A 14,244-nucleotide genomic window follows, 5' to 3' on the forward strand; every position below is an offset into this window, starting at 1 on the left:
ATAAAACGGCGCCCGCAGGCGCCGTGGCAGGACGTTTGTGAACCGGGCTCGGGCCTTACCGTCAGCTGTGGTCGAACTCGGGCTGACGCGACGCACGGCGGGCTCCAGATGACGGTGTCTGTGTAGGTCTGGACGTGTGTGCGGGGGCATCAATTGACCGGCCCCGCTCGCTGAGCCGGAAGACACCGATGATCTCCGAGAGCCGCTGCGCCTCCTGACTGAGTGCGTCAGACGCCGCCGCCGACTCCTCGACCAGTGCCGCGTTCTCCTGGGTCATCTGATCAAGCTGAGACACCGACCGGTTCACCTGTGAAATGCCGGTGTTCTGCTCGTCCGCGGCCGTCGAGATTTCCCCGATCAGGTCATTGACGCGGCGAACCTGATCAACGATTCCGGTGATCCGCTCGCCGGCCCGCTGAACCAGCGCTTCGCCGCTGGCGGTCTTATCCACGGAGGAGTCGATCAGCGTCTTGATTTCCTTGGCGGCCTTGGTGCTGCGGTTGGCAAGGCTTCGAACTTCTTCGGCCACCACGGCAAAGCCGCGGCCCTGTTCGCCAGCCCGCGCCGCTTCGACCGAGGCGTTCAGCGCCAGCAGGTTGGTCTGGAAGGCGATGGAATCGATCACGCCGATGATGCTTTCGATCTCTTTGGCGGAATCGCTGATTTCCCGCATGGTGGCCGTGACTTCAACCATGGCGTCGCCGCCCTCTTCGGCGGCCTGGGCGGCGCTTGAGGAAATGGTCGAGGCGTGGCGTGAGGACTCGGCAGAGTTGGCCACCGTACTGGTCAGCTCTTCCATCGCTGCGGCAGATTCCTCAAGGCTTGCGGCGGTATTTTCGGTGCGCCGAGACAGGTCCAGACTGCCGGTCGAGATTTCCCCGGAGGCAAGCTTTACGTTCTCGCTGCTGTCGCGCACATCGAGCATGACGCCGTTGATCTTGTCGACGAAGGCGTTGAACGAGCCGGCAATCTGGTTGATCTCATCGTTGCGTCGGGCAAGCGGTAAGCGCTTGGTCAGATCACCCTCGCCTTCACTCACATCGATCATCGCATCGCGGACGTCGTTCATTCGGCGGAAGATGGGCGTCAGAATCGCCCAGAGCAGCAAGGACGCGAGCAGACCGACCACCACCAGGGCAATCACGGTCGTCTTGACGATGCTTGCAAGTCCGGCCATGGCGTCATTGCGATCAAGGGCGATCGCAAGCGTCCAGTCGGTGCCCGCAACAGGCACCGCGAACAACAAGACCTGCTGAGTCCCAATCGTTGCATCCAGTACATTTTGCGACTGAGCAGCCTGCGTCAGGGTGCTGATATCAAACCCGCCCCCCAATTCACCCAGCGATTTCAACACCATGGCTTGATCGGGGTGCGCCACGAGCGTGCCGCTACGGTCGACCAGAAACGCATAGCTCTCAGGGGTTGGCTTCAGGGAATTAACGTTTTGCGTCACGTTCTTGAGGCTTACATCCGCGCCCATGACACCCACCGTTTGCCCTTCGGATTTAATCGGCAAAGCGTACGCGATGGCCAGAGAGCCTGTTGATGCGTCCATGTAGGGCTTGGTGACGACCAGCCCGTCCTGGGCGAGCGCTTTCTGATACCAGGCGCGCTGGGTTGGCGTAAAATCGTTTGGTGGCGTCCAGCCACTGCTGGAAACGAACGTATCGTCTCCGTAGGCGATATACACCATCGAGAAGCCGCCACTGCGGGCGGCCTGTTGAAGACTTTGAACCTCGTGATCGGACAGCGCGTCGTTGCCGGCTGCATTCAGAATCGAGCGGCGGCTGGCGTCCCACTCCTCGATCGAGCGGCTGTAGCCATCCGCGATTGAGGTCAGGTTGGCCTTGATGGAAGCCTCGTTATAGGCACTGGTCACGGCGTACGTTGCAACACCGGTCAGCGCAAGCGCGAACACGATGATGGCAACGCAGAACACTAAAATCCTGGCACGTATCGAAGTGGGCATGAACTTTCCTTTTTAGGTAAGCCTAAAGTGCTAAAAAACTTACCTACCTTATCGTCTCTACGAAAAGGAACTTGACCATGCCCCGATACATTCATGATGGCTAAAAAAACGGCGCCCGAAGGCGCCGTTTCCTGCTCGACCGTCTCGCGCTCAGTCGATATACTCGCGCTCACGCGCGTGCGCTGACGGCGCTTCGTCTGACTCGGTAACGTAGTGACCGGTCGCGACATACTCATGCTGACCGCGCTCTCGAAGCCGGAAGACACCGATAATGTCGGCCAGGCGGCGGGCTTCCTGGCTGAGGGCATCGGACGCCGCCGCGGACTCCTCGACCAGCGCCGCGTTCTCCTGAGTCATCTGGTCAAGCTGCGACACCGCCTGGTTGACTTGGAAGATACCGGTATTCTGCTCCTCCGCCGCGGTCGAGATTTCCCCGATCAGGTCATTGACGCGGCGAACCTGATCAACGATTCCGGTGATGCGCTCGCCGGCCCGCTGAACCAGTGCTTCGCCGCTGGCGGTCTTGTCGACCGAGGCATCGATCAGCGTCTTGATCTCTTTAGCGGCCTTGGTGCTGCGGTTGGCAAGGCTTCGAACTTCCTCTGCCACCACGGCAAAGCCTCGGCCCTGCTCGCCGGCTCGCGCCGCCTCGACCGAGGCGTTCAACGCCAACAGATTGGTCTGGAAGGCGATGGAATCGATCACGCCGATGATGCTTTCGATCTCCTTGGCGGAGTTGCTGATTTCACGCATGGTCGCCGTGACTTCGACCATGGCCTCACCGCCTTCTTCAGCGGACTTGGCCGCGCTCGAGGAGATGGTCGAGGCGTGACGTGAGGACTCGGCGGAATTGGCCACTGTACTGGTCAGCTCTTCCATTGCCGCGGCAGATTCCTCGAGGCTTGCGGCGGTGTTTTCGGTACGGCGGGATAGATCGAGGCTGCCGGTTGAAATCTCGCCAGATGCTAGCTTTACATTCTCGCTGCTGTCGCGCACATCAAGCATGACCCCGTTGATCTTCTCGACGAAGGCGTTGAACTGAGCCGCCACCGCGGCAAGTTCGTTGCGACCGGACACCGGCAGACGCTGGGTCAGATCCCCATCGCCACTGGCAATATCCTGCATGCGATCGGCCAGATGACCCAGCGGACGCGCGATATTACTACCCACCCACCAGATCAACGCGAGTCCAAGAACGGTCACGATCGCGCTGATGATGAGCATGCCGATGATATCGGTCGTACGCCGCTCGCCAAGCTCTCCTTTCAATGCTTCAAGGTCGGCCATGACGGCAGAAATGGGCAACTGAATAACCAGGGTCCAGTTCACATCGGTCGTCCCAATCCGAATGGGCTTATAGATTTCGACCAGACCGGACTGTTCATCCATGACCTGGATGACCTTGCCGCTTTGCTGCACCTGGGTAAGCCTTGAGGCACTGGAGCCCTCGAGGACACCGGCCGCAGGCGTACCCAGTGCACTTTTATCGCCGGTGTAGGCGACCAGCCGTCCAAGCGGTGCCACTAGAGCCATCCGTCCGGCTCCGCTATATAGATCCTTGTTGGCGTCTTGCAAGAGCGTTTGAATGAATTCGACCGATAAATCCGTTCCAGCAACCCCTTTGAATACCCCATCGACCATGATCGGCACACTAAAGGAGGTCACCATCAGATCCTGACCGCCGTAATCGTAGATGGCCGGGTCGGTGACACAGGTCTTTCCGGTTTCACGAGGGCAGAGGTAGTACTCGCCTTTGCGAATCCCTGAGGGAAGAACGGTCTGGTTTTCCATCCCCTGCTCGATGCCGAGAGGAAACACATTGACATCGCCTGAGTTGGTGCGATACCACCACGGCCTGAACCGACCACTGTTATCGTAGTTTTTCGGGCTATCGGCCAGGGGGGTATAGGCACTATCGTCACCGAACGCGTTCGGCTCCCAGCCAATATAGGCATCAAGCAGAAACGCGTTTCGGCTAACCGCCTGCTTGGTAAGCGCCGACATTTCGTTTCGCCCTATACCGAGCTGGCCACCCTGGGTGCCTATCACGGCATTAGCGTTGGCAAGCTCCTGCGCAACCGAAAGCGCTTGCTCGAGCTTGAGATTGATCTGCCCGGATTTGGCCTCAGCAATCGATGCCAGCCGCTCATCGATGCCACTTTTCAAAAGTGATGACGTTCGCTCGGTCACGGCTTCTTCGGTTTGAACCGTGGAGATGTAGTTATAGACAAGAAGAGTAGCGACAACGGCTAGAATGCAAGCCCCTGCGGCCAGTACGACAAAATGTTTGATGGACTTGAAGTTTTTCATATTGTTCGGCCCACATTCGGCTAGAGGAAGCACTTTATTGCCCCTCCAGAACAGCATGTGGCTTATTTGGAGGCGCTCTTCCTAGATAACGACGCAGCCGAGGCAAAACTTAGTGGACCATGAAACATCAGGGCTACCTTTAATAGAAAAGCGTACAAAAAGCCCTTTAACCGATTGTTTTAGCGGTTGCCGTCCGAACAGCGCTACTCCCTGGCTCAGCAAGAATTCAGTTAGCGCGAAGTCATCCTGCGGGCAACTACACACCGCAACGTTTTGACACAGCAATCTAACGACAGCCTTAAGCGCATTCGCTAGGATAAGCGCCCACACTGTGCGAACGGGGCCTCCCGCCGCCGTGATCCTTTTGGTAACTCAGAGTGCTATGCGACATTTTCTCTTTCCCGACCGCCCCTTGTCCCGTCGTGTCATCACGACCCTGCACGGCCTGCTGCAACTGGCCATTCTTGGCTACGGCGGCTATTGGCTGTGGCTTGGCGGCCTGCATCAGGAGCTTTTGCGCTGGGGCACCGGCGTCGGCGCCATGCTGTGTGCGATGATCGTTTTGCGCCTTATGGCCGAGCTGTGGCTGTTGCCGCATTACCTGAAGGCGCAGGTCATCGCGATGTCCGGCCGGGCGCCGATGATCACGCGGCCCAACGACCCGCGCACCGGCCGGCCGCCAAATACGCATGGCACGCATGAAGACGACGGGGTGGGCGAGGCGCGACCCTCGAAACGCAAGAAATCGGCCCCCTGAAAACGCCCGTGATTCACGGGCGGATCAGCTCGGCCACTTGGGTGCGGTCATGCCGCTCTCTAGAAAGTCGCTCTTTGGATAGCCGCTCTCTGGAAAGCCGCTAGTTAGATAGCGCCTCCAATGAGTCGAAGAACGCAAGTGCGTCAGGGTTGGCGAGCGCTTCCTTGTTCTTGACCGGGCGTCCGTGCACAACGTCGGTGACGGCAAGCTCCACCAGCTTGCCGGAGCGGGTGCGCGGCAGTTCCGGCGCCTCAATAATGATGGCTGGCACGTGCCGAGGGGTTGCGTTTTCGCGCACGGTGGTACGGATGCTTTGCGCAAGCGCCTCATCGAGATCATGCCCTTCCTTCAGGGTCACAAACAGCACCAGACGCATATCGCCGTCCCACTGCTGACCAATGCACAACGCTTCCTTGACCGCCTCGACCTTTTCGACTTGGCGATAGATTTCCGCGGTGCCGATGCGCACGCCGCCGGGTTTTAAAAGCGCATCCGAGCGCCCGTGAATAATCACGCCCCCGTTGGGCGTCAGCTCGGCGAAGTCGCCGTGCGCCCAGATGTTGTCGAACTCATCGAAGTAGGCGCCATGGAACCGCGTGCCCTCCGGATCATTCCAGAACTTGACCGGCATGCAGGGAAAGGGCTGTCGGCATACCAGTTCGCCCTTCTCACCCACCACCGACTCGCCTGTATCATCAAACACGGCCACATCCATACCCAGCCCCAGACACTGAAGCTCGCCACGGTAGACGGGCTTGATCGGGCAGCTCAACGCGAAGCAGGACACGATGTCGGTGCCACCTGAAATCGAGCCCAGCATCAGATCAGACTTAATGTCCGCATAGACGTAATCGAACGACTCATGAGACAGCGCCGAGCCGGTCGACAGAATGGCACGCAGCGCCGAAAGCTCGAACTCACGACCCGGCTTCAGTCCCTCCTTTTCACAGGTGGCGATGTAGCGCGCACTGGTTCCGAACACGCTGACCTGATCTTCTTCGATAATGCGCCACAGCGCATCCTTCGAGGGATGCAGCGGCATACCGTCATAGAGCACCAGGGTCGACCCGGTTGCGAGCCCGGACACCAGCCAGTTCCACATCATCCAACTGCAGGTGGTGTAGAACAACAGTACGTCGTCGCTGTCGAGGTCGACATGGAGGCGATGCTCCTTCAAATGCTGCAATAGTGAACCGCCGGCTCCGTGCACGATGCACTTGGGCACGCCAGTGGTGCCGGAGGAATAGAGGATGTAGAGCGGGTGATCGAACGCCTGCGCCCGGAAATCGATTTCATAGGCGTCGTTTTCAAGAAACGTCTCCCAACGCACGCTCTTTTCGATGGCTTCAAGATCCGGTTCGTCCTCCAGAAAGCCGAATATCACGGTCGTCACTACGCTTTCGAGCTGCGCGCTCACCTTGCCAAGCCGTTCACGGATGTCGATCGCTTTGCCGCCCCAGCTGTAGCCATCGCAGGCAATCAGCACCTTGGGCTCGATTTGGCTAAACCGGTCGAGAATGCCAGCCTCGCCGAAATCCGGCGAGCACGACGACCAGATCGCGCCGAGACTTGCCGAAGCCAGAAGCCCGATCACGGCGTGCTTGCTGTTGGGCACAATACCCGCCACCCGGTCACCCGCAGCGACGCCGGCCTCCTCGAGTGCGCACACCAGCTTGGCGACCTCGTCATACAACGCGTAATAACTGATCGATTCACGCCGGCCGCGCTCGTCACGGCAAATCAGCGCCGGCGCATCGTCCCGACGCCAGAGGCAGTTGGCGGCGTAGTTGAGCCGGGCACCTTCGAACCACGTTGCGTGCTCCATACGGCCGGCCTGGCCGTCTGGAAAGCTAAGCGTCTTGTCTGGCACCTCAGGGGCGATCAGGTTGAAATCGCCCCAAAGCTCCGACCAGAACGTCTCGAGGTGGTCGACACTGAAGGCGTGAAGTGCCGCGTAATCCTCGAGTGTGACGCCGTGATCGCGCTCGAGCCGGCGCATCAGTGCGGTCATCTGAGACGCCGCGATCCGGTCTCTAGAAGGCTGCCACAGCGGCGCCGACGAAGAATGAGCATGGTTGGCCATCTAACGAACTCCTCAGCGAGGCCTTTGCCCCGATATCGACATGACAGACGCCGTCCGTTCGAACGCGACATCCGGTCTACGTTCTCCACTGTAGTTTAAAACGTGCTTATTAAAAGACACTGACCCATGGTGGGCTGGGTTGCAGCCACAAGCCATGGCAAAGTACCCCTCCCACCGACCAAGCCAAGGAATTGCAATGAGGCGAGCACGCACGGGCCCGCGATGGGCGTATTTGATATTGACGCTCTGGATGGCGTTGATGTCGACCACGGCGCTTGCGGCCCTGCCGGGCCAGAGCGGCGGCAGCGACCAGGCCGCCTCGGCCCAGACGCTGAACCAGTCGCTCGACGAGGTGATCAAAACGCTTGAAAACGATCAGGATCGCAAGGCCCTGCTCGATAGCCTGAAAAGCCTGCAACAGGCCAATGCCGCCCGCGAAGGCGCGCACGAGGGCGGCTCATCAGGTCTGCTTGGCGCCCTTGCCGATTCGCTTGACCAGCTCGATAACGGGGAAAACCTGAGTTTTCTCGACCGATGGCGCACACAGGCGATCAATGCCTGGAAGAACCTGAGCCAGCGGCTTAAATTCGATCTGACGGCCGGGCGGATTCTGGGAGACTTCCTGATCACGCTTGGCTGCTGGCTGGGGCTTGCCTGGGCACTCAAGTGGCTGATTCGCTTTCTGGTTCGCCATTACGAGTGGCCAATGGCACTGCCGGAGGAACCCTCGCTTCTGGCAATCACCCGATTCTTTCTGCGCCGGGCGCTGCCCTGGGGCATCGCCTTTGGGGTCACACTTGGGGCGGCGTCGTTTCTGCCGACCACGCCCGGCATCACGCTTGGCATGACGGTGGCCTACGTCGGGCTTGCCGGCCTTTTGTTCCGGCTGATCTGCGACATCATCTTTTCGCTGTTCGGCTACGGCCACCGCCGGACCGCTCAGCGCATCCTGAGAAAGCGTGCGCTTGGCCGCCTGTTCTTCATTGCCGCACTCGCCGCCATGAGCGATGCAGCCAATGCCCCCGAGCTCAGAGAACTCATGGGCGATGGCCTGGCCGGCTTCGTTTCCGAGCTGAGCAGTCTGATCGCGGTGATCATCGCCGGCATTTTCATCATTCGCTTCAAGCGCCCGATTCGCCACCTGATCCAGAACAGCGACTATCCGCTTCGCAAGAAACGAAGCCACCTGGTCGAATTTCTGTACGCACTCGGACGGATCTGGCACATCCCGGCCACGCTGTTCGTAACCGCCCTGTTCGTGTCGAACATCACGCTGAGCGGCGATGCGCGCAACGCGTTCACCAAGGCGGTGCTGACGGCAGTGGTACTGGTGGTGGTCCTGATCAGCAACGGGCTTCTTCGTCGCGACGAGCAGCGCCGTCGACCCGATTTCAAACGCCGCCGTCATTCGCTTTACTGGCGGCGTCTAGTGCGCTTTGGCTATATCCTCGCGCAGCTCTTGAGCTGGGTGCTGTTTCTCGAGATCGCGCTGCGCTTCTGGGGGCACAGTCTGACCGAGACGCGCACGCCCACCGTGCTCTGGCAATACGTGCTCAACACGATTCTGAGTCTTGGCAGCACACTGTTGCTTGCGTGGTTCGTGTGGATCATTCTCGATACCGCAATTCAGCAGGCGCTCAAGTCGACGATGAAAACCCATCGCGGCCGCCATCAGAGCACCCGCGCGCAAACCATTGCCCCACTGATCCGAAACGTGGTGTTCGTAACCATTGCCGTGATCACCCTGATCGTGATTCTGGCCAATCTGGGCGTGAACGTGACGCCGCTTCTGGCCGGTGCCGGTGTAATTGGCCTCGCGGTCGGGTTCGGGGCGCAGACGCTGGTGCAGGATTTGATCACCGGCGTTTTCATCCTGATCGAGGATACGCTTGCCATCGACGACTTCGTCGACGTGGGCGGCCATATGGGGACGGTTGAGAAACTCAGCATTCGAACCGTACGTCTTCGCGACCTCGACGGCATCGTTCACTCGATCCCGTTCAGTCAGATCAAATCGATCCAGAACTTTTCCCGCGAGTTCGGCATCGCCCTGTTCCGCATCCGCATCCCACATCAGCTCAAGATCGACGACGCCATCAAGATGATTCAGGAAGTCGCCGACGAGCTGAGACAGGACACCTTCGGTCGGTTCTACATCTGGTCGCCGCTGGAATTTCAAGGCATCGAAAGCTTCGATAACGGCGCGGCCATCCTGCGCGCGCAGTTTCGAACGTCACCGGTCATGCAGTGGAACGTGGCCCGCGAGTTCAACCTGCGCTTGAAACGCCGAATGGAAGCAGACGGCGTCGACATGGCAATGTCGCGGATGAGCATTCAGATGGAAAGCGGCGGGCCGAACAAGGGCGCCTCGGCGATGCCGTACACGACACCGCTGCCGGAGGAGCCGTCCCCCGGCGACGGCCCGAACTGAGCCTCACCGAAAAACCGAAGGTCTTCGAAAAAGACGGTCCGGCGCTCGACGTGAGCGCCGGCAACACTTACCCGAGGTGGCGTTTCATGAACGGCGGCAGCGTCAGCGCCGCCTTGTGAAGCTCTGGCGTGTAATACTCAAGCTCAAGATGCTCGGTGCGAACCGTTGTGGGGTCGAACGCCGTCACATCACAGCCCTTGCCGGCCATCGTGCAGCTCCACCAGCCGGAGGGGTACGTCGGCTGCGGAAACGGCAGTGTCGCGACGCTTTCGAACCCGGCCGAGCTCATGTCCTCGCGCAGCGACTTGATGATGGTCTCGGTGTGATAAAGCGGTGATTCGCTTTGCTGCACCATCACGCCACCCGGCTTCAGAATGCGGTGGCAGCGCGTCAGGAAGTCGGTCTTGAAGAGCCCTTCTGCAGGCCCGACCGGGTCGGTTGAATCGATAATCAACACATCCACGCTGCCGTCATCGCAGGCATCAACCCACTTGACGCCATCCTCGAACAACAGCTCGGCCCGCGGATCATCGTTGCGCTCGACCAGCGCCGGGAAGAATTGCCTGGCCGCATTGGTCACTTCTTCGTCGATATCAATCTGGGTCACATGCTCGACGCGCTCATGCTTGAGCACTTCCTTGAGGGTGCCGCAGTCGCCGCCACCGATGATCACGACGCGGCGCGGCGCGCCGTGGGTCAGAAGCGCCGGATGCGTCATCATCTCGTGGTAAAGAAAATTGTCGCGGTCGGTCAACATCACACAGCCGTCGAGCACCATCAGACGACCATAGGTCTCGGTCTGATAGACCTCCAGGTGCTGATACTCGGACGTGATGTCCAGAAGCTTTTCCTGCACTTTCAACGCAATCGCACTGCCGTGGCGGTCGAAGACTTCGGTAAACCAGCCTTCGATCGGTTGATCGCTCATCATCACTCTCCTGCACGGCCCGCCATTCGGGCGCCATTCATCTCGGGCCGAACGCGTCCGGCCCATTCCCGCTCGCACGATAGCGAGCCGTACACGGAAACAAAAGCACTATCGCGCGTTCGCCCACGCCCGCACCTGGACGACGACTCACTGCCGCGAGAGTCGTCCGAAGTACTGAACGAGCGTTGCGATGAAAAGCCCCAGCACCGCCCCGAGCGTGTTGGCCAGAATATCGGCCCAATCACCGCCCATCCGGCCCGGCACCAGGCACTGGGCGTATTCGATGGCAATGCCGAACACAAACGAGACCATTAACGCCCACAGCCGGGTACGCCCGCTCAGATAGAGCAACAGCGCAAGCCCGCCATAGCCGAGCGCGTGCTGAAGCTTGTCCCAGGGCAGCGCACTCGGCAGCGCCTCCCCGGGCATGAGACTGCCCACCGCGATTGCCAGACCCCAGATCAGCGCGAGCCCGGCAAACAGACGAGCGTTAGTCATGGTAGGCCGGACTCATCTCATGCAAGGCATCGATGAAGGCGTTGACGTGCTCGGGCGGGGTGAACTGGGAAATTCCGTGCCCCAGGTTGAAGACGTGACCGTTGCCGGTGCCGAAGCTGTCGAGCACGCGCTTGACCTCAGCGCGAATTGCCGGTGGCTTGGCAAAGAGCACATTGGGGTCGAGGTTGCCTTGAAGCGCCACCCGATCACCGACGCGTGCGCGGGCGTCCGAAAGTTCAGTGGTCCAGTCGAGGCCGAGGGCATCAGCGCCGGAATCCGCGATGCGCTCAAGCCACTGACCGCCATTTTTGGTGAACAGGATGACCGGCACCCGACGACCGTCATGCTCGCGAATCAGGTTACTGACGATTCGGGTCATGTAGTCGAGCGAGAAGGCCTGATAGGCAGGCGTCGAGAGTGCCCCACCCCAGGTATCGAAGATCTGGACGACCTGGGCACCGGCACGAATCTGCGCGTTCAGATAGTCGGTCACCGCATCGGCCAGCACCGAGAGCAGGTGGTGAAGAACCTCGGGCTCGCTGTAGAGCATCGACTTGATGTGACGAAAGTCCTTGCTGGAACCGCCTTCGACCATATAGGTAGCAAGCGTCCAGGGGCTGCCTGAAAAGCCGATCAACGGCACGCGGCCATTGAGCTCACGTCGAATCGTCGAGACCGCGTTCATGACGTAGTCGAGATCACGCTCGGCGTTCGGGGCTTCAAGCCGCTCGACGCTTTTGCGGTCGCGCACCGGGTGCGAGAATTTCGGGCCTTCGCCGGTTTCGAAGTAAAGGCCGAGGCCCATGGCATCAGGAATGGTCAGAATGTCGGAAAACAGGATCGCCGCGTCGAGATCGAACCGCTCGAGCGGTTGAATGGTCACTTCACAGGCACGATCCCGGTCTCTACACAGGTTCATGAAGCTGCCGACATGGCTTCGAATATCGCGGTATTCAGGCAGGTAGCGGCCAGCCTGGCGCATCATCCAGACCGGCGTACGGTCCACGGGCTGTCGCGCCAGCGCGCGCAGGAGACGATCGTTTTTAAGCGTCATTCAAAGAAACTCTATCGCGTGGGTGTGAGGCTAGTGTACTCAAGCCGCCGATATTTGACCCGAGCCGTGATCGCTTCGTCCAACTATCAACGCCATTCCAGTTCTCTATAGTCAATGCGTCGTCATTGTACAGACTCTGTACTATTATTTTGTACAACTTCCAAATAATTTTGACGCGCCCGACGTGCTCGCAATAGTGTAACATTCTCGAGTCCAGCCGCCGTGGACGGACCCACTCACTTCATCGAGGTTAACGTGACGATTCGCTATATTGCGGCTTCCCGCTTGCCCACACCTTGGGCGACTTTCACCATGCACGGATTCGAAGATACCGAGACCGGCAAGGACCATGTCGTACTGACCCTCGGCGACGTCGACGACGGCCACCCCGTGCTCGCCCGGGTTCACTCGGAATGTCTGACCGGGGATGCGCTGTTTTCCATGCGCTGTGATTGCGGCTATCAGCTGCAGGCCGCGTTGAAACGAATCGCCGCAGCTGGCCGGGGCGCTCTGCTCTATCTGCGCCAGGAAGGCCGTGGCATCGGGCTCATGAACAAGATTCGCGCCTATCAGCTTCAGGATGACGGCGCCGATACCGTTGAAGCCAATGAGGCCCTCGGGTTCGAGGCCGACATGCGCCGCTATGACATCTGCATTCCGATGCTTGAACACTTAGGAATTGCCGGCCTTCAACTGATGACCAACAACCCACGCAAGGTCGACGGTCTCAAGCAGCAGGGCGTCAACGTGGTCGAGCGCGTGCCGATCACCGCCGGGCTCAATCCGCACAATGAGCATTACCTCAGCACCAAGGCAGGCAAGCTCGGACACATGATGGGGCTTGAAGAGTTTACGCTTGCCGCCTCGGTGGATACCGACCGGCGACAGTAGGGTTCTGACCTTGGAGTGACATTCAGGAGCGTCGATGAGCAAGCAACCCCACAAGGACACGCAATCGACCGACCCCACCAAACCGCACCGCCTGAGCGCGCAGTTCGAGGAAGAGTACACGCGTCTTGAAGAGTGGCTAAGCAGCTTCTCACACGCGCTGGGCGCGCTTTTAAGCGTGGCCGGGCTGATCGTACTGGTGGTGCTTGCAAGCCTTGCTGCCGACATCGACCCCTGGAAGATCGTCAGCTTTTCGGTCTACGGGGTCTGTCTGATCGCGCTTTATGTCGCCTCGACCGTCTACCACTTCACCCGCCGCCCCCGCTTGAAGCAACTGTTCCAGCATCTTGATCACTGCGCGATCTATCTATTGATTGCCGGCACCTACACGCCGTTTTTGCTTGTCAACATGCGCGGCTCGGTAGGCTGGGGGCTTTTCGGCGCAGTGTGGGGGCTTGCAGCCCTCGGCATCCTGTTCAAGATCCTCTGGCCCTATCGATTCGAGGCGCTGCGCGTTGCGATCTATCTCGTCATGGGCTGGCTGATGGTGCTGTTTTCCAATCACATGACCGCCACGCTCTCCCCAGGCGGCGTGCGTCTTCTGGTTGCCGGCGGCGTGATCTACACCGTCGGTGTCATCTTTTACGCTGTGCGGGCGATCCCCTATGGTCACGCCATCTGGCATCTGTTCGTGTTGGGCGGTAGTCTCTGCCACTTTCTGGCGATCTATTACGGCGTTCTGGGGTATAGCTACCCTTCAACCTCCTGATAGGCGCGCCGTTGCACACCGACCCATAACCACAAGAAGACAAGGACACGCCTTTCATGGACACCCCACGCCACCAGACCACCATGACCGTGTTGATGACGCCTGACATGGCCAATTTTTCAGGCAAGGTTCACGGCGGCACGCTGCTCAAGTTTCTCGATCAGGTCGCCTACGCTTGCGCCAGCCGGTGGGCCGGGCGCTACGTGGTCACCCTTTCCGTCGATCAGGTCATGTTCCGCCAGCCCATCCATGTCGGCGAGCTGGTGACCTTTCTGGGCGCGGTCAACTACACCGGCCGCTCCTCGATGGAAGTCGGCATCAAGGTCATCGCCGAAGACATCCACAAACGTGTGGTGCGTCATACCAACAGCTGCTACTTCACCATGGTCGCGGTGGACGATGACGGCAAGGCCGCTGAGGTGCCGCCGATCACGCCTCAGGACGAGGTCGAGCGTCAGCGCATGGCGCTTGCCCAGAGACGCCGCGAGCTGCGTCAGGAAATGGAGCAGCGCTTCCGCGATATTCGAGGCCAGTAACCACGCCCCGTTATAGTCAGC

The 14,244-nt window shown here is 59.8% G+C and carries 11 protein-coding genes; 5 read left to right on the plus strand and 6 right to left on the minus strand.

The window, feature by feature from the left end:
* Positions 1-61: 61 nt before the first annotated feature.
* Both NAT23_RS07590 and NAT23_RS07595 read right to left on the minus strand, forming a co-directional pair.
* The gene (locus NAT23_RS07590; RefSeq protein ID WP_251926949.1) at positions 62-1,969 is read right to left on the minus strand and encodes a methyl-accepting chemotaxis protein; all 1,908 of its coding nucleotides are present in this window, start codon (positions 1,967-1,969) and stop codon (positions 62-64) included.
* Between the two features lie 150 nt (positions 1,970-2,119).
* The gene (locus NAT23_RS07595) at positions 2,120-4,279 is read right to left on the minus strand and encodes a methyl-accepting chemotaxis protein (RefSeq protein ID WP_251926951.1); all 2,160 of its coding nucleotides are present in this window, start codon (positions 4,277-4,279) and stop codon (positions 2,120-2,122) included.
* A 382-nt stretch (positions 4,280-4,661) separates the two neighbouring features.
* Here NAT23_RS07595 and NAT23_RS07600 point away from each other — a divergent pair, with 382 nt between their 5' ends.
* Positions 4,662-5,036 (plus strand): hypothetical protein, encoded by a 375-nt coding sequence (locus tag NAT23_RS07600; protein WP_251926952.1) that lies wholly within the window; start codon positions 4,662-4,664, stop codon positions 5,034-5,036.
* A 100-nt stretch (positions 5,037-5,136) separates the two neighbouring features.
* On the opposite strand, the gene NAT23_RS07605 is transcribed toward NAT23_RS07600, so the two are convergent.
* Positions 5,137-7,119 (minus strand): acetoacetate--CoA ligase, encoded by a 1,983-nt coding sequence (locus NAT23_RS07605; protein ID WP_251926954.1) that lies wholly within the window; start codon positions 7,117-7,119, stop codon positions 5,137-5,139.
* 196 nt (positions 7,120-7,315) lie between these two features.
* On the opposite strand from NAT23_RS07605, the gene NAT23_RS07610 reads away from it, so the two are divergent.
* Positions 7,316-9,550: a mechanosensitive ion channel family protein gene (locus tag NAT23_RS07610; protein WP_251926956.1), complete on the plus strand. Its 2,235-nt coding sequence runs from the start codon at positions 7,316-7,318 to the stop codon at positions 9,548-9,550.
* A 67-nt stretch (positions 9,551-9,617) separates the two neighbouring features.
* On the opposite strand, the gene speE is transcribed toward NAT23_RS07610, so the two are convergent.
* The 3 genes from speE to hemE all read right to left on the minus strand — a co-directional run bounded on the left by speE (position 9,618) and on the right by hemE (position 12,030).
* Complete coding sequence (gene speE, locus NAT23_RS07615) at positions 9,618-10,478, minus strand: polyamine aminopropyltransferase (protein WP_251926958.1); 861 nt, start codon at positions 10,476-10,478, stop codon at positions 9,618-9,620.
* Positions 10,479-10,625: 147 nt separating this feature from the next.
* Positions 10,626-10,976, minus strand: coding sequence for a VanZ family protein (locus NAT23_RS07620; protein ID WP_251926960.1), 351 nt, complete (start codon positions 10,974-10,976; stop codon positions 10,626-10,628).
* Positions 10,969-12,030 (minus strand): uroporphyrinogen decarboxylase, encoded by a 1,062-nt coding sequence (gene hemE / locus NAT23_RS07625; RefSeq protein WP_251926961.1) that lies wholly within the window; start codon positions 12,028-12,030, stop codon positions 10,969-10,971. The genes NAT23_RS07620 and hemE overlap by 8 nt, the downstream gene beginning before the upstream one ends.
* A gap of 255 nt (positions 12,031-12,285) precedes the next feature.
* Between hemE and ribA the strand changes: the two genes are divergently transcribed.
* The 3 genes from ribA to NAT23_RS07640 are packed head-to-tail and all read left to right on the plus strand — an operon-like array spanning position 12,286 to position 14,223.
* On the plus strand, positions 12,286-12,921 hold the full coding sequence (ribA, locus tag NAT23_RS07630) for a GTP cyclohydrolase II (protein WP_251926963.1): 636 nt from the start codon (positions 12,286-12,288) through the stop codon (positions 12,919-12,921).
* A gap of 34 nt (positions 12,922-12,955) precedes the next feature.
* Positions 12,956-13,687 carry a PAQR family membrane homeostasis protein TrhA gene (gene trhA / locus NAT23_RS07635; RefSeq protein ID WP_251926965.1) on the plus strand — a complete coding sequence of 244 codons (732 nt, stop codon included), beginning with the start codon at positions 12,956-12,958 and terminating at the stop codon, positions 13,685-13,687.
* A gap of 56 nt (positions 13,688-13,743) precedes the next feature.
* Complete coding sequence (locus tag NAT23_RS07640; protein WP_251926967.1) at positions 13,744-14,223, plus strand: acyl-CoA thioesterase; 480 nt, start codon at positions 13,744-13,746, stop codon at positions 14,221-14,223.
* Positions 14,224-14,244: the final 21 nt, after the last annotated feature.

The organism is Larsenimonas salina (assembly GCF_023736155.1).
GTDB lineage: Bacteria > Pseudomonadota > Gammaproteobacteria > Pseudomonadales > Halomonadaceae > Larsenimonas > Larsenimonas salina.